A 22,493-nucleotide genomic window follows, 5' to 3' on the forward strand; every position below is an offset into this window, starting at 1 on the left:
CCCCCACGCCACCCGCGCTACACCCGGCCCCGGCGCCCATACGGTCGCACCCACTCCAGCATCAGTTTGCGATCTGTGAGGTCTCAATCCGTACATGCTTCCCTAGGTCTCCCAGGTCATGGCCCTGCAAGGCTTCGCCTGGCGTGCGCGAGCCCTGGCCACCGTGAGTTGAAGAAGGATCGCGGCATGATGATCGGTCGTGCTTGTACCGCTTCAGAACTCGGCGCCTGCCGAAAACTACATTCATGCAGTTCAAGCGGTGTGTGAGTACTCATGGGGACTCCGCCGAGTCGGTCTCGTCGGCGTATGTTCAGGTCGGCGATCCGCGTCGAATCCTTGATCGGTTCCGGGACGGTGCGCAGCGGAGCGGCTCGGCCACGTTCACGGTCATCCGGTCGACGAGTCAGGCACCCGGCTGTGCCCCTGCGGCATCGCCACGATTACGCCATAGACAATTCATCGGCAAGCGCAGACCCGCCGCACCCGTGTCGTCAGCCTTGCCGGGCGTCGCCTGGGTGGTCTGGAACGAGCGGCAGCAGCCTCTCGTAGAGGCCGCGCAGCTGGTCGGCGGCGATGGGCGGGAAGACGACCGTCGCGCCGACCGCAAGCAGGTAGGGCAGCAGAGCAGCCGTCCGGGCTTCCTCATCGCTGTCCACGACTGACCGCCACACCTGCTGAAGCGCGGACAGTCTCGCCTCGTCGAGACGAGACTGCACGGCGCGGACCTCCGGATCCCATGTCGCCCACGCCCGCAACGCGACATCGAGCCGGGGATAATAGAGCGCCGTGCTGCCCGGGCGGATCAGCTTCGTCAGTTGTGCGAAGACGGCGCGGGCGTCGGCCGACTCCCCGACTTCCGCGATAGCGGTTTCCAGCGTTTCGATCGACAGACGCTCGAAACGGGCGAGAAGCTCTTTCTTGTAACCCTCTGCGCCGTCGAAGTGATGGTGGAACGACCCTTTCGACAGATTCAGCCGAGCCGCGATGCGGTCGATGCGGAGCCCTGCCGCGCCATCTTCCCCGAGGACCTTCAAACCTTCGTCTAGCCATCGGTCTCGTGCCGCGCTCACCCGGCGAACCTAGCACACGGCAGGCGGTGTCCCGGGTGCGGCCGGACCTTTCCGAGCGTCATGCCAGGAAGCTGTAGACGCCGGTCGCGATGCAGATGAGCAGCATGCCGGTGGCGTTGAGGAGGAGATTGCGGCCGAAGTCCCGGGCGGCGACGTGCATCCCGATGGCGACGATGAAGTAGAGCACCAAGGCGGAACAGGTCACGGCGGCGAGGTACGGCACCCAGATGCCGAGGATCAGGCCGGCCGCCGCAGCGAATTTGATCGGCGGCATCAGCCACCACAGGCGTCGCGGCCAGTTCACGTTTTCGAAGCATTGGGCGATGAAGGGCAGCGGCTTGACGGACATGGCACCGTCGCCGGCCTGAATAACAGCGAGGACGACAACCGGCCAGATCGGATCGGGAATGGCGAACATGATGCTCCTCGGACAGGGAAGTGCTCACGGCGCTCTTACCGTACCATGCGGTATAGTATGGAACTCCTGGAGGTTCCTTTTTTTCGTTCGGCAACGGACCAGCGCACGTTTGAGACTGCGCCTGCCGAAACTCCTGTCGGATGCGGAAAATCGGTCATAGTGGTTGACCTGCGGCTTTGCCGCTCATACACGGTATGGTCTCGGTCATCCTGCTGGTGGGGTGGTGGTCTTCGCTCTATGTGGTCCTCGATCGAACGGCCAGACCTGGCGCAACGTCACCAGCCGCAACTGTTCCGCCCCCGGGCTCAACGCTCCGGCGATGATGCGTGACGACGGTGACGGGACGATCCTCGGTCAGGACGTCCAGCACCGCCTGCTGGTCTGCGTCCTCCGCCAGCCGCACGGATGCGTACGGCGTATCAACAGTCATGAGTACATCGTATCGATGGCGGTCGAGAATAGGTATGTTACGACGTCAGGCGAGCCAAAGTGAACTAGTACTGGACAAATTGAACTAGTACACTCTTGGCGGACAGCAACCTTACCGACAGACCGGAGGCCCCATGCCGTCGTCAACGCAGCGACCGGAACCGCCATACCTGCAAATCGTCGCGGAGATCCGTACCCGGATCCTGACCGGCGACCTGAGGCCCGGCGATCGGATGCCCTCCATCCGGCAGATCGCCCAGCGATGGGGTGTCGCGATCGCGACCGCGACCAAGGTGATGGCCGCTCTCCGCGACGACGGGCTGGTCGAAACGAAGGTCGGCGCCGGCACGGTGGTCAGCGCCTGCACGGGCCAGACGCAGCCGGTCGGCCTGACCACTCCCCTGAGACTGCGGCGGGCCGGCGCCCCCAAGCAGGCACTGAACCGCAAGCAGGTCCTCCGCACCGCCATCGCGATCGCCGACATCGAGGGACTCGATGCCGTGTCCATGCGGCGGCTCGCAGCCGAGCTCGGGGTCGGTCCTATGTCGCTGTACCGGCACGTTTCGAGCAAGGACGAATTGGTGATGCAGATGACCGACGAAGTTTTCGGCGAACCAGAGCTTCCCGCCCCGGGGCCAGAGGGGTGGCGAGCCAAGCTCGAGCTGATCTCCCGCCGGCAATGGGAGCTCTGCCGGCGACACCTCTGGCTGCCCAGGGCCGTCTCGTTCATACGCCCGTTGCTGGTGCCCAACATGATGGCGCACACCGAGTGGACCCTGCGCGCACTCGACGGGCTTGGACTGGCCATGACGACCCGGATTCGCGAGGCGCTCACGTTGCACGCACTGGTCCTCACCGCTGCGCTGTCCATGGCGAATGAGGTCGAAGCCGAGCAGGAGACCGGTGTGACGCTCGACCGGTGGTGGCTGACTCAGCGGCAGCGGGCCGACGAACTCCTCCACTCCGGCCGATTTCCGCTGCTGGCCACGGTTATAGGGGAAGAGGTGTCGGACGTGAACGGACTGTTCGAGTACGGCCTTGCCCGTCATCTCGACGGTTTCGCCGCTCTGGTGGAGGATGAGGCCCGAACGCGCCCGTAGTCCTGTCTCGTCAGAAGTCTCCGACAACCCCTCGAACAAGGCGGCCGGGAGACCGATCGCCTTCACCCGATCCAGCTTCACAACCTCTCGGTTCATACTGCTCTTGTCATCCTGAGCGTCAGAGCGGAGAAGCCGCGGTTATCCAGGCCCAGTGCGCGAACATGCGCGGGTAGCGCACGGCGATCCCGCGCAGGCAGGCATTGATACGCATCAGGAGGGGCGGCCGGTAGAACCGGCCGTAGTAGTGCATCCAGCCCGCCACGATCGGATCGATCGCCTTGGCGAGTTGAGCGAAGGAATGGCCGGTCCGGCGATGCAGCCGCCACTGGCGGACCTGAGCGCTGATCTTAACCAGGGCGTCCTCGCCAGGGCCTTGCGTCTTCTGCTCAGCCGTCGGTATTTCTCGCGGATCAAACGCATCAGGTAGGCCTGCGCCTACCGGATCGTGCAGGAGTCGCCGACCTGCCCGCGCTCCCGCCGAACGCGCGTGACGAGCGCGGCCCTTCCCCGGTGTCCCCCACGCACGATCACCGTTGCGGTGACGACGGCATGGGACCTGGATCCATAGGGGGTTGTGCGCTACCGGCAAGTGTACTAGTTCAATTCTTGGCGTACTAGTTCACTTTCCGGGGCTTTATGAAGCTGATTATGCAAGCATTTCGCGTAGCCCGGCTACCATGTCCGCATGACGCAAAATACACCGTACGCACCCCTTGCGGGCACCGCAAAACTGGTGCGCCGCCCACAATTGCCGTGGTTCTGGCCGCCGGATCGTCGGTGGCTCGCTCCAATGATGCTCGGCGCAGCCTCCACCAGCATGGGCGACACCGGAATGGGGCTCGTATGAGACGGCCGGGGGACCAGTTGTCCATCTCGTTTGCCGAAGTGCGGTCGTGGCATCGACCGTTGATGATCATGGTGGCGGCGATGTCCGCGCTCGTCGTCGTCGCGAGCTTCGGTCTCTTCGCAGATGATCATGAGCTTATGCAGGTATCGATCTGGGCGAAGCCGTTGAAGTTCGGGGTGTCGTTCGTCATCTACGGTGCGACGCTCGCCTGGCTGTTGCCGAGGCTTCGCCGGGCAAGGCGCACGATGTGGACCCTCGGAACGGCCTTCGCCGTCACCGGGCTGATCGACGTCGGTTTCATCGCGGTGCAGGCCGCCCGCGGCACCTACAGCCATTTCAACACCAACACCGATGCGTTCAACCAGATCGGGCAGGTGGTCTTCTCCTCAGGCGTGGTCGGGTTGTTCGGGGCGAGCCTGCTCATCGCTGTCATGCTGCTGTTCCAGCGGATCGGCGACACCGCGCTCACCTGGGCCCTACGCGCCGGGATCGGGCTGTCCGTCATCGGCATGGCACTGGCGTCCTTCATCCGCGGGTGGGCCACGACTGGGCCACGGACGGTCGAGGACGCCTACGGGAACCCGGTCACGCTGTTGGGGCAGCACGGGGTCGGGGCACCGGACGGCGACGGCATGCCGATCACAAACTGGAGCACCGCGGGTGGCGACCTACGCGTTCCTCACTTCATCGGCTTGCACTCCGTCCAGGTCTTCGTGCTCGCGGTGCTGGTCCTCACCGTCCTCGCGGCACGGATCAGCTGGCTGCGCAGCGAACGCGTGCGCGCCCAGCTGACCGGGGTCGTCATCCTGGGCTACACCGCGCTGTTCACCATCACGACGTGGCAAGCGATGCGCGGCCAGTCGCTGATCCACCCCGACACGGCTACGTGGACCGCGCTCGCCGTAACGGTAGTCGTGACCGCACTGCTGGCGGCTCTGGCCATCTCGGCCGCCCGCCGCAGCGAGTTGGCACCCGCCGGCGACGGGCACTCGCCTGGCGCACCGCCTCGCGGGCCCGTCGGGTCCTTGAGTCGGGACCATACCGTGGCTCGATGAGAACGAAGACTCGCGCCGCGTGGACGTCGAACGGGTGTCGGGTCGGCGTCAGCCGCTTCGACGCCCGTTTAGAGTCTCTGACGTGGCGCCTGCCGCTGAGCGGCACGAGGCAGAGGAGGTAGAGGAGATAGAGGAGGCGAGCAAGGTGCTGCGCCAGCCCTGGTCCGCTCGCGATCGACCCCTTCAACCGCAGTCGAGGATCATGACCAAGCTCTGTCATTTCGGACATCACACAATCTCCCCCATGCCTAGCCGGATCCTGGCCCTGAGCGCCGTACTCACGTTCGCGGTGGCCGGGTGCGGGGCGCTACCGATGAAGGAAGCCGCGCCCCCGCCCGCCACCACCGCGCCGGCATCGAGTGCCCCGGCCACCAACGCTCCGCCCGCCACCGCCACGGCATCCGGTCAAGACACCCGACCGGCCCTGGCCGAAACCCGCAGTACCATGACCGAGAACCTCAAGGTCGAGGTCGTCGGCCTCAACCGCGTCAAGGGCAAGCACCTCATCGCCCAAGTCCGCCTATCCAACACCGGCGCAGAAAAGCAACTGTCCTGGGCCGGCGAGATGGGCGACCGCACCCGCCCCCTCGGTGCGATCAAGTGGGCCTCCGGCATCGGTGTCCTCGACGCGCAGGCCCGCACCTGGCTCCTGCCGTACAAACCGGCCGACTCCCCTTGCCTGTGCAGCGACCGGGACCGCGACAGCCTCGGCCATTTCATCGACCCTGGCCGGTCGATCATCGTCTACGCGGTGCTGCCCGCACCGTCGGGCAACCCTGCGACGACCACCGTCGTCACCCCCGTGGGCCCGCCGATGCTCAACGTGCCCATCAGCGACGAAGCTCCGACCAGCGACTTTCCCGACCCCGATGCCGAGCCCGTCACCCCGGTCGCCCGCCGCATCATCCTCCCCTCCGAGTCCCTGGACAAAACGGAGGAGACCGCCGACGACGGCAAGGACCTGCAGGTCAACCTCTCCGCCGACGTGCTGTTCGCGGTGGACAAGGCCACGCTCACCCCCAAAGCAAAATCGATCATGGCCCGCACGGCCAAGCTCATCGACACCTCCCCCGCCACGGTGGTGACGGTGGCGGGCCACGCCGACTCCTCCGGCAACGACGCCATCAATGACCCGTTGTCGCTGCGCCGCGCCCAGGCGGTACAGCGCGCCCTGTCGGCACTGCTTCCCGGGGACGAGGTCCGCTTCCAATCCAAGGGGTACGGCTCGCGCCGCCCGCTCTACAGCAACGACAGCGATGAGGGCAAACGCCGCAACCGCCGCGTCACCGTGACCTTCCCCAAACCGCAGTCCGCCGCCCAGCAACCGGTGACCACGACCTCTCCCGGCGCGACCGGCCTGACCGGCACCACCAAGGCGGACGGCCAGCCCATCGCCATGGAGGTCGCGGGCCTGCGCCGACTGCCCGGCGGCCTCGGCCTGCTCACCTACAAGATCACCAATGAGGGACCGGCCGAGACCTGGTTCAGGGACCTTCACCACGCCCAGGACTGGGAGGCGTACAAATACCAGGCCGCAAGCAACGTCCGCGTGACCGACGTCACCGCCCGCCGCCAGTACCTGCCCGGCCGCCTCGAGGTCCCCACCGACAACGGCGTGGACTTCTACTGCGCATGCACAGACGTCTCCGGCGTCCGCATCAGCACCGAGAAGTTCGCACCAGGCCAGACCCGCGAGTTCTGGAGCGTCTTCGCCCTGCCCGACACCGCCGACACCCTCAAGGTCAAGATCGGCCCGTTCCGCGACCTCCAGGTCCCCATCCAGTAACGGCATCCCGGGATAACGGCCCGACATGGAGGCCCGATGGCCGACCGCAAGGGATCGCCTGACGATGGGAGCGCTTGCCCATCGTCCGCTCCAGGTGGACGGTGAGCCGCAGCGAGGGCATGACCTGCCCGAACACACAGGCCGGAACTGGCGGTAGCGGGCCACTTGCTCATCTGAGAGGAAAATCCACAGGCATGACTGGGCACGTAGACCGCTTGGCCAAGGCAAACAACCGTCGTCACTCCATCGACGGCCCCGCGTGCGGCTATCCCACCAGGTCGAGATTGGCCAGCTCACCCCTGGACGCCACACCCAGCTTGGGATAGGCGTTGTAGAGGTGGTAGCCGACGGTTCTGGGGCTGAGGAACAGCTGGGCGCCGATGTCCTTGTTGCTGAGCCCTGTGGCGGCCAGCCGTACCACCTGAAGTTCTTGCGGTGTGAGACGCCCCAGCAGGTCCGGTTCGTGATGGGAGGCTGTACGGCTCTCGCCTGTCGCACGCAGCTCGCTGCCGGCCCGGTCGGCCCAGGGGGTGGCGCCGAGCCGCTGGAAGGTCTCCACGGCGGAACGGAGGTGCGGGCGGGCGTCGACGCGGCGATGTGCGCGGCGCAGCCACTCACCGTAGTGAAGCTGGGTGCGGGCGTGCTCGAACGGAGCGGAACCGAGCCGCAGGGCGTGTTGGTAGTGGGGCTCCGCCTTTCGATCATCGGCCATGAGCGCACGGCAGCGTGACACGATGGCGTCGATCGCGGGCTGCCTGATGTGGTCGGCCCATGTCACGTAGCGGGTGAACGCTTTGTCCGCCGTCTCGCGCCGACCTGCGCGAACCGCGACCTCCACGTAATCGGCGAGCCACGAACCCGGGAGCTCGTGTTCGACGGTGTGGTCGGCGACCCGCTCGGCGGCCGCGTCGCACCTGCCGAGGCCGAGCTCCAGCATGATCATGCTCCGCGCGGCCTCGTGCCTGAGGTCCGGGAGGTCCACTGTCTCCATGATCGCCTCTAGCTCGGCATGCCGTTCCCTCTCTCCCGCGACCGCTGCCAGGTGCGCCAGCACTGCTGCCAGGTGCGCCCGGATTCTGAACTGGCCGGTGTTCTCGGCGACGCGCATGCCTTCCAGCCCGCTGGCGCGTGCCTCACGATGCCTGCCGAGGTTCACCTGGCTGCTCGACAGTGCCAGCAGTGCGTGCGGCAGGACACCGATCGCTCCTTGTGTACGGCACTTCTGCTCGACGGTGAATGCGCGGCGCAGGGCGCGCTGGTCATCACGCAGGAAGGCGGTCAGGCACGCCGCCCACACGGCGGCCCGAAGCGAGCTCTCCGGTTCCTCCTCGTCGAGTTCACGCACAGCGGCTGACCATTGCGCCACGTCTGTCGAGGCCAGATGAGCCATGGCCCGTGCACGCCGTGCCGCTGGAAGTGTCCTGGCCTGGTCGGCCGCCTTCTCGGCTGCCGACAGGTCGCCTGCGACCCAGGCCGACCCTGCGGCTTGGACCAGCATGCGTCCGGCGGTGTCGGGGGCCACCTCAATGAGCGACTGCGCAGCGTGGGACAGGATCGAGTGCGCCTTGTGCAGGGCTCCTTGCAGGTCGGCGACCATGGCCCGGACCTCGGCCATGCGGCCCAGCAAGACTGGTTCGGTGAGATGGAGGCTTGCCCGTTCCGCCAGCGAATCTGCGTGTTCCACCTGCCCGGCCTCCAGCGCCGCCCGAGCCGCCGCTGACAGCCTGCGGCCCCGGTCTCGCAGGTCAGGGCTGAGGGCAGCGGCGCGCTCGTAAGCCGTAGCCAGCGCCGCGTGGCTGCCGCGATCCTGCGCCCGTCGGGCGCTTCTCTCCAACGCCGCAGCGACGTGCTCGTCGGGCTCGGTCGTCGCCGCGGCCAGGTGCCAGGCCGCGCGGTCGTTATGCAGGCTCGCGGCGAGAGCGCGGTGTGCGGCGAATCGTCGCGAGGCCGGGGCGCTGTGGTAGACGGCGGAGCGGATCAGTGGGTGGCGGAATGTCAGCCGGTCCTCGTGCAGGTGGACGAAGCTGTGGCGCTCGGCCGGCTCAAGGTCGGCGACGGCCGCGCCGAGGCGGGCCGCAGCCTTGAACACCGTGGCTGGATCGCCGCTGTCATCGGCCGCGATCACCAGCAGGAGGGTCCTGGTCTGTTCCGGCAGGCGGCTGATCCGGTCGGCGAAGGCCTGCTCGATCTTGCTAGTCGTCGAGATCGCTGGGTACGGCGAGGCCGCCCGGCCTTGGCGTTGCGCGGTGGTGAGTTCGAGAAGGGCCAGCGGATTGCCCTCGGCCTCGCGCAGAACATGGGCCCGCCGGTGATGGTCGAGGTCCGCGGCGTACAGGGCGAGCAGGTCCGCCGAGGCGGCACTGTCGAGTCGAGACGGTCGCAGCTCCGCCAGCCCGGGCGCGGGGAATTCAGGGGCGTACAGGTCCCGCGCGGCGAAGACGATCGCTACCCGCTCGGTCTCAAGTCGGCGGGCGGCGAACAGCAGAGCCTCCGCCGAGGACTGATCCAGCCAGTGGGCGTCGTCGATCAGGCACAGCAGGGGTTGCTCTTCCGCCAAGTCCGCGAGCAGGGTGAGCACGGCCAGACCGACCAGGAAGCGATCACCTCCGGCGGCCGATCCCAGCCCGAGGGCCGCCCGCAATGCCTGCGCCTGCGCTGCCGGAAGGCAGTCGAGGCGGTCGGTGAGCCTGCGCAGGAGCTGGTGCAGGCCAGCGAAGGGCAGTGTGCTCTCGAACTCGACCCCGGCGCAGCGCATCACCCGCATGTCGGCGGCCGCCGCGGCGGCATGGTCCAGCAGAGCCGATTTGCCGATCCCCGCTTCACCTCGGATCACCAGCACGCTGCTACGGCTGGAACGGGCATCGGCGAGCAACTGGTCGATCGTGGCCTTTTCCGCGCTTCGCCCCATCAGCATGCCCGGAATCCTACTGCTTGGGCATCTATCGGCCGGGGTGACCGGGGCGGCGGAACCCAGTCAATCGACAGAGGCCCCGGTCGTGGGACCGCTTCTAGCGTTGCTGCCCATGGGCCCAAAGATCAATGTGCAGATGGTCTTCGACATCCCGTGCGTGTGGTCGTACTTCACCTACGCCCGCCTCCAGCGGGCCCTTGCCCGCTTCCGTGCCAGTGGCGGCCAGGCGGAGCTCACCTTCCGCCCGTACCAACTGGTTCCGGACGCGACAATCGAAGGCCGGCTCAAGGTAGACGTGCTCCGGCACGCGTTCGGCGACGACGCCGAGCACTCCATCGCCCGGATCGCCGCCCTCGCCTCGGACGAAGGGCTCACCTTCCACCCTGAACGGGCGGTCCATTCCAATACCTTCCAGGCGCACCGGCTCATCGCGGTGGCGAGCGCACAGGGCTGCGGCGAGGACATGACCGAGCGGCTGTTCCGCGCTCACCACACCGACCAGCTCAACCTCGCCGACCTCGACACGCTGAAGACCCTCGCCGCCGAGATCGGCGTCGGCTGGAGCGACGAAGGCATCGCGCGGACCCGCGAGGAGCTTGCGCTGACCCAGCGCCTCGGCGTCCACGGCATCCCGATCCTCCAGTTCGAGGGCCAGCCTGCGCTGACCGGCACTCCATCCGAAGACTCCCTGCTGACGGCGCTGCGCTCGGCCGTCGGCAGGCGCTGAGTGGCGCCCAGATTCACGACCAGAGACAGGAGATTCTCATGACCACGACCGCCACACCCCGAGCGGGCAAGAAGGAGTGGACCGGCCTGGCAGTGCTAGCCATGCCGACCCTGCTCATCGCGATGGACATGACCGTGTTGCACCTGGCGGTTCCATCCCTGAGCGCCGACCTGCAGCCGAGCACCGCGCAACTGCTGTGGATCATGGACATCTACGGATTCCTGGTCGCGGGTCTGCTCATCACCATGGGGACACTCGGTGACCGCATCGGACGGCGCAAGCTCCTGCTGGCAGGCGCCGCTGCCTTCGGCGTGGCCTCGGTGCTGGCCGCCCTGTCCAGCAGCGCTGAGATGTTGATCACGACCCGGGCGCTGCTCGGAATCGCCGGCGCGACGTTGATGCCCTCCACGCTTTCCCTGATCCGCAACATGTTCCACGACGCGTCGCAGCGCACGGTCGCCATCAGCGTCTGGATGACCGCCTTCGCGGTCGGCGGCGCGCTGGGCCCCCTGCTCGGCGGATTCCTGCTCAACCACTTCTGGTGGGGGTCGGCGTTCCTGGTCGGCGTCCCGGTCATGGTGATCCTGCTCGTGCTCGGCCCGGTGCTGCTGCCCGAGCACCGCGATCGCGAGGCGGGCCGGCTGGATCTGGCCAGCGTCGCGCTGTCGCTGGTGGCCGTGCTCTCGATGGTCTACGGACTCAAGCTGACGGCCGAGCACGGCTTCGGCTGGTCACCCGGCGCGTTCGTGGCGTTGGGGCTGGCCGCCGGGCTCTTCTTCATCCGCCGCCAGGGCAGGCTCGCCGACCCGCTGCTCGACCTCAAGCTGTTCCGCGAGCGGACCTTCAGTGCCTCCGCTGCCCTGCTCACCATCGGCGTTCTCGTGATGGCCGGTTCACAGCTGTTCACGTTGCAGTACCTCCAGCTCGTGAACGGGCTCTCCCCGCTACAGGCCGGTCTCTGGTCGCTGCCCAACGCGGCTGGACTGATGGCCGGCGCCATGACAGCTCCGGCTCTGGCTGCCAAGCTGCGCCCCGGCTTCGTCATCGCGGCGGGCCTGCTCCTGGCAGCAGCCGGTCTCGGGATGCTCCTGCTGGTCAGCGCGGCCTCCGGGTTGGGAATCCTGGTCGCGGCATCCGCGGTGATGGGTCTGGGGCTGGGGCCGATGGCGGCCCTGGGCACCGACCTGATCGTCGGGGCGGCCCCGCCGGAACGCGCCGGAGCGGCGTCCGCGATCTCAGAAACGAGCACCGAACTCGGGGCCGGGCTGGGCATCGCGGTGCTGGGCAGCATCGGCTTCGCCGTCTACCGCGGCCAGATCGCCGCCACCATGCCAATCGGCGTGAATGACGAGGCCGCGCGCGAATCGCTCGGCGGCGCGGTGGCGGTGGCCGGAGAACTCTCCGGAGAGGCGGGGGCGGCACTGCTCACCGTCGCCCGTGATGCCTTCGTCCAAGGACTGCACACGACAGCCATCGTCGGAGCCTCCGTCGCCGTCGCCCTCGCGGTCCTGGCGGCGACTCTGCTGCGGAACGTCCAGCCCGAATCCGGCGAGCACTGAGAGAGCGGAGATTCCCCACATGGAACAAACCGAGACCCAGAGCGTCAAGGTCGAGATCGTCCTCGACGTCATCTGCGCGGCTTCCTACATCGCGTTCGTACGGCTGAAGCGAGCGATCGAAAGGATACGAGCCGATGGCGGAAAGGTCGAGGTGGTCGTCAAGCCCTTCCGGCTCGCTCCCGACGCGGACTTCGACGGGAAACCACTGCTGGACGTGCTGACCGCCAGATTCGGAGAGCACGTGGTGGCAGAAACACGACAGGCGGCGGCGGACGCGGTGCGAGACGGTGTGACCCTGGCCTACGAACGGGCGGTGGCTGCGGACACCTTCGAGGCACACCGCGTCATCGCCTCGGCCGCGGCCCGCGGCCTGGCCGAGCCCATGGTCGAGCGGCTGTTCAGAGCACATTTCACCGACGGACTGAACATCGCCGACCTCGGCACCCTGGAGCGGCTGGCCGCCGAAATCGGGCTCGATCGGAACGACACAGCAGCGGACGAGGTGCACACCGACCTCGCCAACGTCCGCGAACGGGGCACCTGTTCCGTACCGCAGATCTCCTTCAACGAAGGTCCCGCGATGGTCGGAGCCCAGCCAGAGAAGGCGTACTTCCAGGCCTTGCGAACCGCCGGCGCCGGAAGCTGAACGCGGGGCCCGGGAGCCCAGGAAGCTGGGCTCTGCGTCTACCGAAAACTCCATCCATGCAGCTCAAGAGGAGCTGAACAGGCGGATTAGGCATCCGGCCCCGCCTCGCCGCCTGCTCGCGGCGAGGCGGGGCCGCTGCTCTTGGGCCGAGCGGGAGTGCCGTTAAGTGGCAGATGATGTCTTGTTCGGTCGCTTTGCGGCTCCGGTAGTGCCAGATCGTAACGGCGTGTGATGGGGCGTACGAGCACGCACGAAGCACGTTGCCGTCAAGCGCGTCGCGCCTGCGTTCTGTCCAACAACCGGCCCTGACCTCGTGTGGCTGCAACGGGTGACGTGGCCGCGCGGAAAGATTTTCCTCATCCCCTCGGGTCAAGTTCCCCACATGGGACACGGCGCCCCCTTTGGGCAGGGAAACTGTCGGTATGGCTTTCCCGCCTCACGACCATCAGCCCTTCGTTCACCTGAGCGCGCCCAACGCGGCCTTCTACCGGGAGATCCTGCGTTCCTTCGCGCGCGCGAAGGAACGCTTCATCGTGCATCTGCGGCCCGAGGACGTGGCGGCGGAGCTGCGGCGGAACAACGACGACGCTCTCGCGCAGGCGCTGGACAAGCTTCGGGAATGGGGCAACCTGCGTGCCGACGCCGACACCGGCAGGGTCACGAGCGTGGAGGACTTCCACCGCAAGCGGTACCTGTTCCAGCTCACGCATGCGGGGCAGGCTGCCGAGCAGGCGATCGCGTTCTACGAGGATGCCATCGGGAAGCGCGGGGCGCTGCAGTCGGTGGCGTTGGGAGACATCGCCGAGCAGTTGCAGTCGCTGGCCGCCCTGGCTCATGATCCGGATCCCGACCCGGCGCGCGTGCACCTCCTGTTGCTGTCCCTGTCCGATCGGTTCTCGTCCCTGGCCGACAACGCGCAGGCGTTCATGGCCTCGTTGCGGCGCGCGATCGACTTCTCCGACGGTGACGTGGCGGGGTTCATCGCCTACAAGGAACGGCTGATCGACTACATCAACCGTTTCATCGCCGACCTCGCGAACTCCGGCGCGCGGATCGCCACGCTCCTAGGCGAACTGGAGAAATGCGACCATGATCGGCTGCTGCGGCTGGCCGCGCGGCGGGAGGCCGCCGACGCGGTGCCCGATGAGGAGGACGCGGCGGAGGCGTACAGGAGAGCTGAGGAAACGGCGTTCGCCTCCTGGTCCAATCGCTGGCGGGGGCTCCAGGACTGGTTCGTCTCCACGGGCGCCGGTCGTCCGTCGCAGGCGCGGTTGCTGCGCCAGGCGGCGATCACGGCGATCAAGCAGCTCATCGATGCGGTCGGGCTGCTCAACGAGCGGCGATCCGGGCGTTCCGATCGGTCCGCGGACTTCCGGGCGCTGGCGCGCTGGTTCGCCGAGGCGCCCGACGAGGAGGCGGCGCATCGGTTGTGGCGGGCGGCGTTCGGGTTGACCCCGGCCCGGCACCTGACGGTGACAGCCGCGACCCTGGACGAATGGCGCGAGGTCGGGTCCGGGGCTCCCTGGTCGGAGGCCCCGCCGATCAGGATCTCGCCGCAGCTTCGCCGTACCGGCTCCTATGAGCGGCGCGGCAGGCCCAACAAGGTGACCGACCGCTCCCAGGCACGCAGGCTGCTGCTGGAGCAGGCCGAGCGGGAAGCGAGCGAGACGGCCGCCGCCCGGGCGGCGCTACGGACCGGCGGCCCGGTCCTGCTGTCGGAGCTGGACGTGCTCGATCCGCGGGCGTTCCGGCTGTTCCTGGGGCTGCTCGGCGACGCGCTCTCCGCCCGGCGCCCCGGGGAGACGGAGGTGAAGACGGTGAGCGCCGACGGCTCGATGGAGGTGCGCCTGACGCTCGTCCCTGACGGGGGCCAGGCGGAGATCCTCACGGAGGACGGTGTGCTCACCGGACCCGAGCACGTGATAGAGATCACCGACCTGATGGGGGCGCGATGATCTCTGACGAGGAGCAGGCCCAGCGGCAGGCCGCGCTGCGCGCGCTGCTGGCCAGGCCGCTGCTGACCGCCGAACGCGACCCCGAGGCACTGGTGCTGGTGCGCCGGCACGTGACCGAGCTGCGCGGCTGGCTCTCGCGCGAGACCGGCTGGCGGCTGACCGTGGACTCGGGTGCGGCGCGGCTGTTCAAGACCGCCCCTGACACGCGGGACGCGACCCATCCAGCGCGGGGCAAGGCGGGAGAGCCATACGGTCGGCGCCGCTATGTGTTGATCTGCCTGGCTCTGGCGGCGCTCGAACGGGCGGACGCGCAGACCACGCTCGGCCGGCTGGCCGAGGAGGTGCTGTCGTCCGCGGCCGAACCCGAGCTGGACTTCGACTTCACCCTCGACAGCCGCGCCGAGCGGGCCGACCTGGTGGCCGTGGTGCGCACACTGCTGGACTGGGGAGTGCTGCGCAGGGTCGCGGGCGACGAGGACGCCTACCTGTCCGCGACCGGCGACGTGCTGTACGACGTGCGCAGGCCGGTGCTGGCCGCACTGCTCACCGGCACGCGGGGCCCGTCCACGATCACCACGGCCTCGTTCGAGGACCGGCTCGCCGAGCTGACGGCCGAGCCTGTCGCCGACACCGACGACCTGCGCAACCAAGCTCTGCGTCGCAGGCTGACCCGCAAACTGCTGGAGGACCCGGTGATCTATTTCGCCGACCTCGACGAGTCCGAGCGTGCCTACCTGGCCTCGCAGCGGCATGCCATCGTCCGCCGGCTGGAGGAGGCGACCGGGCTGGTGGCCGAGGTGCGCGCGGAGGGCATCGCGATGGTCGATCCCGAAGACGAGCTGACCGACGTCCGCATGCCGGAGCAGCGCACCGACGGTCACGTGACGCTGCTGGTCGCCGAGCAGCTGGCCGCCCACGGCGAGCTGACGATGGAGGAGCTGAAGTCCTTCGTCCGGCGGGCGGCCCGTGAGCACGCCTCCTTCTGGCGCAAGGGCGTGACGGAGCCGGGAGCCGAGGACGGGCTGCTGTCAGGGGCACTTACCAAGCTCACGGCGCTGCGGCTGGTCCGCGTCACCGAGGACGCCGCCATAGGCCTGCCCGCCATCGCTCGATACGCCCTGGACGAACCCGTCATCAAAGGACAATGATGCCGCCCTCCCCGACCTCCGAACGCTGGAAGCCGCTGCGCGCCGGGCTTGTCGACCTGTTCTACTACGACGTGGAGGAGTTCCACTTCCACGACGGTCGCCTGCTGCTGCGCGGCAACAACGGCACCGGCAAGTCCAAGGTGCTGGCCCTGACGCTGCCGTTCCTGCTCGACGGGGAGCTGGCCCCGCATCGGGTCGAACCGGACGGCGACCGGCAGAAGCGCATGGAGTGGAACCTGCTGCTGGGCGGCAAGCACCCGCATCCCGAGCGGCTGGGCTACGCGTGGATGGAGTTCGGCCGCCGTGCGGCGGACGGTTCGGAGGAGTTCCGTACGATCGGGTGCGGGCTGAAGGCGGTCAAGGACCGCGGCATCGTCCGGCACTGGTTCTTCCTCACCCCGCAACGCGTCGGCGCGGAGCTCCATCTGCTCTCTTCCACCGGAGTGGTGCTCACCCGGGAGAAGCTGCGTGACGCCGTCGAAGGCCGCGGCATGGTGTACGACCGGGCCGCCGACTATCGCAGGGCCGTGGACGAGGCTCTGTTCGGGCTCGGCGAGCACCGTTACGAGGCTCTGGTGAACCTCCTCATCCAGCTACGCCAGCCGCAGTTGTCCAAGAAGCCGGATGAGAAGCTGCTGTCCCGCGCCCTCACCGAGGCGCTGCCGCCGCTCAGCCCCGCTCTGATCGCCACGGTCGCCGAGGCGTTTCGCGGCCTGGACGAGGAGCGGGACGCCCTGCGCGGGCTGGCGGAGGCACGCGAGGCGGCGGCGGGCTTCCTGGTCCATTACCGCCGGTACGCCGCCATCGCGGCCAGGCGCAAGGCCGCCGTACCGCGACTGGCACACAGCCGCTACGAGCACCTGGGCCGTGACCTCAGCGAGGCCGAGGGTCGCCACGCCGCGGCGGAGGCGGAGCTGGCGGCGGCCCAGCAGGTGCTGGAAGAGCTGGAGGCACAGCGAACCCTGCTGGAGGCACGCCGCGACGTCCTCCGGCAGAGCCCGGAGATGCGTGACGCGGAACGGCTCAAGCGGACCGGCCAGGAAGCCGAGCGGCTGTCCGACCACGCCCGCCGCTGCGCGCAGGAACGTGACCGCCTCACAGGCGAGGCACAGCGCCGCGAACAGCGCGCCCGCACGGCCCGGGACAAGGCCGACGCGGCAGGCCGCGACCTTGGCCGGGTGAGAGACCTGACCATGTCGGCCGCCCGTGCGGCGCGATGCGAGCCCGAGACCGCCCGCATCACACCGTCCGAGCCCGATCACCTCATCACCGCCGACCAACCGGAGCTGGCGCGGATCAGGCGTGCGGCGGAGGAGCTGGCGGACCGCCAGGAACAGGCGATCGGCGAGCTGGAGCGGCTCATTGACGGCGTGCGGCAGGCTCAGGAGCGGATGAGGGCCGCGCGTGCGGAGGTGGAACGGCTGACCGGGGAGAGGCAGGCCGTCGCCGAGCGCGTCGCCGACGCGGAGGAGGCGGTGAGCGGAGCGGTCGCCGGGCTCGTCCAGGAGTACACCCTCTACCTGGCCGGTCTTGTCGAGCTGCGGCTGGACGATCCCGATGAGGTGATCGCGGCGCTGGAGTCCTGGGCCGCCTCCACCGACGGCCCCAACCCGGCCGCGAGCGCCGTGGGCGACGCGGCCAGAGCGGCCACCGACGCTCTCGGCCGGTTGGGCGCGGAGCTGGACTCCGGGTTGGAGGAGGCGACGCGGGCCGCCGCGGACCTGTCGGAGGAGATCGTGCGGCTGGAGGCAGGCGGCCACGAGACGCCGCCTCCACCTCACACGCGCGACTCCGCCACCCGCCTCGGCCGTCCCGGCGCGCCCCTGTGGAAGGTGGTGGACTTCGCCGGCGCCCTGCCTGCCGACCATCGGGCCGGGCTGGAGGCGGCGCTGGAGGCCGCCGGGATCCTGGATGCCTGGGTGACGCCGGACGGGAGGTTGCTGGCCGAGGACGACACCGTCGTCGTGGCGGGCGAGCCGCTGACCGGCCCGTCCTGCGTCGCCGTTCTGCGGCCGGCCGTGGACCGCGCCGATCCACAGGCCGCGGTGCTGGCCGACGGCGCCGTGGAGGCCGTGCTGTCGGGGATCGGGCTCGGATCCGGCCACGGTGGCCGGGCGTGGGTGGCGGTGGACGGCCGGTGGGCTAACGGCGTACTCACCGGATCGTGGCACAAGGTTGAGGCCCGCTACATCGGCGAGGGCGCCAGAGAGGAAGCGCGGCGGACCCGGCTGGCGACGCTTCGCAGGGAGCTGGACCAGGCGAATCGGCGGATCGACGACCTGCGCGGCCGGCTTGAGTCGCTCGCCGCGCGCCGGGACAGGCTGGCCGCGGAGCACCACGGCCTGCCTCCGGACGCCGGTTTGCGGGAGGCGCACGTCAAGCGCGCCACCGCGTACGAACGGCGGGACGAGATCGACGTCTTGCACGCCGCGGCGGCCCAGCTACTTCGCGACCGGCAGGACGAGCTCCGGGACGCCGGCATCCGGGCCGGGGAGTTCGCCGCGGACGTCGGCCTGCCCGCCGATCTCGGCCCGCTCGGCGAGGTCAAGGCCGCACTCACGCGCTACCGGCTGGCCCTGGCCCAATTGTGGCCCGCCGTACATGCCTGGCGCGACGCGTACGAGAGCGCCGCGGACGCCGAAGAGGAGCTCGGCCGGACGAAGGAGCAGCTCGACGATGCCACCGAACTGGCCGCGAAGGCAGGCGAGGAGGCAGACGTCGCGGCCGAGGCGTACCGCACCCTGGCGGCGACCGCCGGCGACGCGGTCGAGGAGCTGTTCACCCGGCTCGACCAGGTGGAGCGCGAGCTGAACGAGCGTGCCGTCGCTGAGCGCACCACTCGCCGACGCGAGCAGAAGGCCCTGGAAGAGCGCGGCAAGGCCGAGGGCGAGCGCGACAACCTGCGCAAACAGATCGAGGAGGCGGCCACGGCACGCGACACCGCCGTACGCGAGTTCCAGTCGTTCGCCGCCACCGGCCTGCTGAAGGTCGCGCTCGCTGACCTTGACGTGCCTGACACGGGCGGCGAATGGGCGGCGACGCCCGCCGTGCTCCTGGCCAGGACGGTCAACGCCGAGCTCGACGCCGTGGACGACGGCGACGGCCCCTGGGATCGGGTGCAGAAGAAGGTCGCCGAGGAGCACAAGTTGCTGTCGGACGCCATGGCGAGGCACGGGCACTCCGTCGGGCTGACCCTGCGCGACGGCCTCATGATCGTGGACGTGATCTTCCAGGGCCGTACCAGGGACATGCCCGAGCTGGCCGGGGCGCTGGCAGAAGAGACCGAGCAGCGCGCTCAGCTCCTGTCGGCCAAAGAACGCGAGATTCTGGAGAACCACCTGCTCAACGAGGTCGCCGGCACGCTACATGAGCTGATCGCCGCGGCCGAGTCCGAGGTCCAGGAGATGAACGCCGAGTTGGAGTCCCGCCCCACCTCCACGGGCATGCGGCTGCGCCTGATCTGGAAGACGGCCAGGAACGCCCCCGACGGGCTCGACCGGGTCAGGGGCAAGCTCCGCCAGACCGTGGATGCCTGGTCCACCGCCGACCGGTCCGCCGTCGGCGCGTTCCTGCAGGAGCGGATCGCCCGCGAACACGCCGACAATCCAGCCGCGGGCTGGACCGAGGCATTGACCAGGGCGCTGGACTATCGCACCTGGCACGAGTTCGCGATCCAGCGGCTCCAGGACGGGCAGTGGCGAGCCGCGACCGGTCCCGCCTCCGGCGGCGAGCGGGTGCTGGCGGCATCGGTGCCGCTGTTCGCCGCCGCCTCGGCCCACTACAAGTCCGCGGGCAACCCGCACGCGCCTCGCCTGGTCGCGCTGGACGAGGCGTTCGCCGGGGTCGACGACGACTCCCGGGCCAAGTGCCTCGGCCTGCTGGCCACGTTCGACATGGACGTGGTCATGACCAGCGAGCGCGAGTGGGGCTGCTACCCGCAGGTCCCCGGCCTGGCGATCTGCCAGCTGTCGCGCCGTGACGGAATCGACGCCGTGCTGGTGACGCCCTGGCGGTGGGACGGGCGCGAACGGCGGCGGGTGGAACGTCCTGCGGCCACCGTGCCCGCGCCCGCATCCCCTGTGCGGCAGGACGGCTTGTTCGGCATCAACGAGGGCGGTGTGCCCGGTTGAGCGGCGGCGACACGGACGGCTCCGTGACAGGCGGCGGGGCGAGCGCAAGGCTGGTGCGGCTGCTCGGCGGCGACGAGATCGCCTGGCTGGTCGACCGGGCACGCCACCGTCTGGAGCAGGGCAGGTCACTGACCGGGACGGTGACGCTCACGGCCGCGACCCCGGCCCAGCGCCGGGCGGCCGAGGCGCTGCTCGGCCGCCGCGCGGGAGCCGGTTCCTCGCTGTCGGTCTCCTTGGACGAGGTGGACCGCGTCTTGCGAGCCAGTGGTGTCACCGCGGACGGGCTGCGCGAAGCCGTCGTCCGCCTGCGCGGCCCGATGCGGGACCTGTCCGGCGAGAAGGCTGCGCGGACGGCAGCCTGGCAACGGGCTTTCACCAGGCTCGATGCGCTCGTCGCCGACCGGCCCGAGCTGTCCGGGTGGCGATCGTGGCTGGAGTCCACCGGCCTGGTCAGGAGGCTCGCCGCCACGGCCGGAGAAGCACGTATCCTGCTCGACCGGCTGAGCGCCGTGCTGGAGCGGCTGCCGTCGCCGGGCACGCCCCTCGGCAGGCTGGCCGCCGAAACCTGTGGCGACGCACACGGTCTGGACGAAGGACGCCCGCTCGCGACCCTCGCCCTGTCCGCGGCACGCGCCCTGTCCGGCCTGCCGTACGCGGGCGAAAGCGGCGCGGATGCCCGCCGCTCGGCCTGGGCCGCGGTCGGCGTGCACCTCGACGACCTGTCCTCTCTCGTGCTCTGCCTGGGGCTGCCAGGTGACGACCGCTCCCCCACCGGACGTATGCTCAGCGCCGCCAGAGCGGCGGGCGAGCCGTGCGTGCTGACCCTGCGCCAGCTCCGCCGGCATGAGTCCCCCTTTCCTGCCGGCCTGGTCAGGATCTGTGAGAACCCAGTGGTGGTGGCCGCGGCGGCCGACGAGCTCGGAGCCTCCTGCCCGCCCCTGGTATGCGGGGGCGGGCGGCCGTCGACGGCCGTCTGGCGGCTGCTCGACCTCCTCGCGGCCGGCGGCGCGACGTTCGCCTACCACGGCGACTTCGACTGGGGCGGGATCGCCATCGCGTCCTCGGTCCACGAACGGCTCGGGGGGTTTCAGCCGTGGCGCTTCGACGCCGCCTCCTACCAAGCCGTGCCCTCGTCGGCGGCGCTGTCCGGTCAGGCCCGCCCGACCCCCTGGGATCCTGGGCTCACCGTGGCGATGGAGCGACGCGGCGTACGGGTCGAGGAGGAACTCGTGCTCGCCGAGTTGATCGCCGACCTGACCCCGAGGCCTATGGTCAGATAATTTCAGCCACTCAGCACGTGTTCCCCGATCCGCGCGGCAGGAGCGCATCGGATGCCCGTACCAGTGACGAAGAAGCCCGGCTCGCGGACTCGCGGGCTCGCGGGCTCCAAGAAGAAACGGTGCCGTCATGGACATCATCGAGCAGGCTGCCGCCCTCAAGGAGCGGCTGATCGCCTTCGCCCTTTCGCCTCGCTTCACCCATGAGCTCGACAACGCCTTCGAGCGGAGTCACCCAGGCGGCCTCGCCGACAGCGAGGTGGTCGCGAGCATGATCGTCGATCACTTCGTCCTGCAGCAGCGGCTGGCCGCCGGCGACACGGTGATCGACCGCTTCCTGCGCACGCATCCAGGCCTGAGCCGGCAGGAGCGGCAGATGCTGCTCGGCTGGCGCGACGTGGTCGAAGGCGTTTTCGAGGTCCGGGGAAAGGACAAGGACGCCGTGATCCTGTTCAACCTCGTGGACGAGCTCACCTATCGTGTCCGCTCCAACATGGGCAAATCCGCCTTCCGCCCCATCAGGAAGGGCATGTTCCTCATCTGCCGCCTGGTGCCGCTCGGCGAGGACTGGCTGGTCAGCGCGAACATCAGCCTCTTCCCCGCCGACGCCCGCGACCAGCTCCTCACCCAGGCTGCGGAGATCGGCCTGCACAATCCGAAGCTGGTCTTCCGCAACCCGGACAAGCTCGCCACCGCCCGCCGGATACTCGCCGAACAACGCGAAGTTTTCCTCGGGCTGTACGGTGCCGAATACATCGTGGTCCCCACAGAGGACGTGACCTCGCGACACGACGCCTTCATGCGAGCCTGCATGGACCGCGCCCAGCCCGGCACCACCTCGCACGTGCCCAGCTTGCCCCTTCCAGGCGAGATGCTGGACGCGGAAACGGTGGCCATCCACTTCGACCCGGAAACAGGCATCAGCTTCTACTTCGACTTCGGCCTTCTCCAGGAACTCTTCGCCAACCCGAGCCTGATCAACCGGCGCCGCTACCGCGAAACCCTGACCGCCTACCTGCGCGGCGACGACATCTCACCGGCGGCCATCAGACTCCTGGCTGACCGCAACCCGGACAACGCTGGCGTCGTCTTCGGCAAGCTACTCAAGAAGAAGGGTTTCTCCTGGCCGGAGCACGGAGAGACACTGCTACGCCGGTACAAGTCCCGCTACTTCGAAGAGCCCCAACTGCCCACCACCGTCCCGGTCAGCGCCGCCATGACGGAACACCTGCGCACTCTCGATCACCAGACGCCGATCTGATCGATCATGCGGGTTCCCGTGTGGGGCGCGGGGGGTATCACTCTAAGGGTTCTGCCAAGATTTCTGTGGTAACTAACCGTGGTGCTTCTGGGCGAGGAGTATCCGTTTTCGGAGCAGCGATAATCCGGCCTTGCCGTATGTCTGCCGTTTGAGGAGCTTGATCTTGTTCACGAC

15 protein-coding genes are annotated in these 22,493 nt (G+C 68.9%); 11 read left to right on the forward strand and 4 right to left on the reverse strand.

Annotated elements, in window-relative coordinates; translation table 11 throughout:
- Positions 1 to 491: 491 nt before the first annotated feature.
- Entirely contained in the window at positions 492 to 1,070 is a 579-nt protein-coding gene (locus E1267_RS31415; RefSeq protein WP_132337832.1) for a TetR/AcrR family transcriptional regulator, read from the reverse strand.
- Positions 1,071 to 1,128: 58 nt separating this feature from the next.
- Positions 1,129 to 1,488, reverse strand: coding sequence for a DoxX family protein (locus E1267_RS31420; RefSeq protein WP_132337834.1), 360 nt, complete (start codon positions 1,486 to 1,488; stop codon positions 1,129 to 1,131).
- A gap of 563 nt (positions 1,489 to 2,051) precedes the next feature.
- Here E1267_RS31420 and E1267_RS31425 point away from each other — a divergent pair.
- On the forward strand, positions 2,052 to 3,017 hold the full coding sequence (locus E1267_RS31425; RefSeq protein ID WP_132337836.1) for a GntR family transcriptional regulator: 966 nt from the start codon (positions 2,052 to 2,054) through the stop codon (positions 3,015 to 3,017).
- Positions 3,018 to 3,135: 118 nt separating this feature from the next.
- Here the strand turns inward: E1267_RS31425 and E1267_RS31430 are convergent, their stop codons facing one another.
- On the reverse strand, positions 3,136 to 3,606 hold the full coding sequence (locus E1267_RS31430; RefSeq protein ID WP_220449766.1) for a group II intron maturase-specific domain-containing protein: 471 nt from the start codon (positions 3,604 to 3,606) through the stop codon (positions 3,136 to 3,138).
- A gap of 317 nt (positions 3,607 to 3,923) precedes the next feature.
- Between E1267_RS31430 and E1267_RS31435 the strand changes: the two genes are divergently transcribed.
- Entirely contained in the window at positions 3,924 to 4,919 is a 996-nt protein-coding gene (locus E1267_RS31435) for a hypothetical protein (RefSeq protein WP_181957863.1), read from the forward strand.
- 244 nt (positions 4,920 to 5,163) lie between these two features.
- Positions 5,164 to 6,705: an OmpA family protein gene (locus E1267_RS31445; protein WP_165959899.1), complete on the forward strand. Its 1,542-nt coding sequence runs from the start codon at positions 5,164 to 5,166 to the stop codon at positions 6,703 to 6,705.
- A 265-nt stretch (positions 6,706 to 6,970) separates the two neighbouring features.
- Here the strand turns inward: E1267_RS31445 and E1267_RS31450 are convergent, their stop codons facing one another.
- Positions 6,971 to 9,619, reverse strand: coding sequence for an ATP-binding protein (locus E1267_RS31450; protein WP_132337844.1), 2,649 nt, complete (start codon positions 9,617 to 9,619; stop codon positions 6,971 to 6,973).
- A gap of 109 nt (positions 9,620 to 9,728) precedes the next feature.
- On the opposite strand from E1267_RS31450, the gene E1267_RS31455 reads away from it, so the two are divergent.
- The 8 genes from E1267_RS31455 (at position 9,729) to E1267_RS31490 (ending at position 22,319) form a co-directional block, all read left to right on the forward strand.
- Positions 9,729 to 10,343 carry a DsbA family oxidoreductase gene (locus E1267_RS31455; protein ID WP_165959900.1) on the forward strand — a complete coding sequence of 205 codons (615 nt, stop codon included), beginning with the start codon at positions 9,729 to 9,731 and terminating at the stop codon, positions 10,341 to 10,343.
- A gap of 38 nt (positions 10,344 to 10,381) precedes the next feature.
- Complete coding sequence (locus tag E1267_RS31460) at positions 10,382 to 11,902, forward strand: MFS transporter (protein WP_132337848.1); 1,521 nt, start codon at positions 10,382 to 10,384, stop codon at positions 11,900 to 11,902.
- 19 nt (positions 11,903 to 11,921) lie between these two features.
- A complete protein-coding gene (locus E1267_RS31465) occupies positions 11,922 to 12,548 on the forward strand; it encodes a DsbA family oxidoreductase (RefSeq protein ID WP_165959901.1) in 627 nt (208 codons plus the stop codon).
- Between the two features lie 422 nt (positions 12,549 to 12,970).
- Complete coding sequence (locus tag E1267_RS31470; RefSeq protein WP_132337852.1) at positions 12,971 to 14,503, forward strand: TIGR02677 family protein; 1,533 nt, start codon at positions 12,971 to 12,973, stop codon at positions 14,501 to 14,503.
- A complete protein-coding gene (locus E1267_RS31475; RefSeq protein WP_132337854.1) occupies positions 14,500 to 15,651 on the forward strand; it encodes a TIGR02678 family protein in 1,152 nt (383 codons plus the stop codon). Before E1267_RS31470 ends, E1267_RS31475 begins: the two co-directional genes overlap by 4 nt.
- Positions 15,648 to 19,781, forward strand: coding sequence for a TIGR02680 family protein (locus tag E1267_RS31480; protein WP_246064376.1), 4,134 nt, complete (start codon positions 15,648 to 15,650; stop codon positions 19,779 to 19,781). The genes E1267_RS31475 and E1267_RS31480 overlap by 4 nt, the downstream gene beginning before the upstream one ends.
- Complete coding sequence (locus tag E1267_RS31485; RefSeq protein WP_246064377.1) at positions 19,778 to 21,061, forward strand: TIGR02679 family protein; 1,284 nt, start codon at positions 19,778 to 19,780, stop codon at positions 21,059 to 21,061. Before E1267_RS31480 ends, E1267_RS31485 begins: the two co-directional genes overlap by 4 nt.
- Before the next feature lie 127 nt (positions 21,062 to 21,188).
- Entirely contained in the window at positions 21,189 to 22,319 is a 1,131-nt protein-coding gene (locus tag E1267_RS31490) for a DUF7986 domain-containing protein (RefSeq protein WP_132337856.1), read from the forward strand.
- The last annotated feature ends 174 nt before the right edge of the window (positions 22,320 to 22,493 follow it).

The sequence above is a fragment of the Nonomuraea longispora genome (genome assembly GCF_004348345.1).
In the GTDB taxonomy this organism is placed as follows: domain Bacteria; phylum Actinomycetota; class Actinomycetes; order Streptosporangiales; family Streptosporangiaceae; genus Nonomuraea; species Nonomuraea longispora.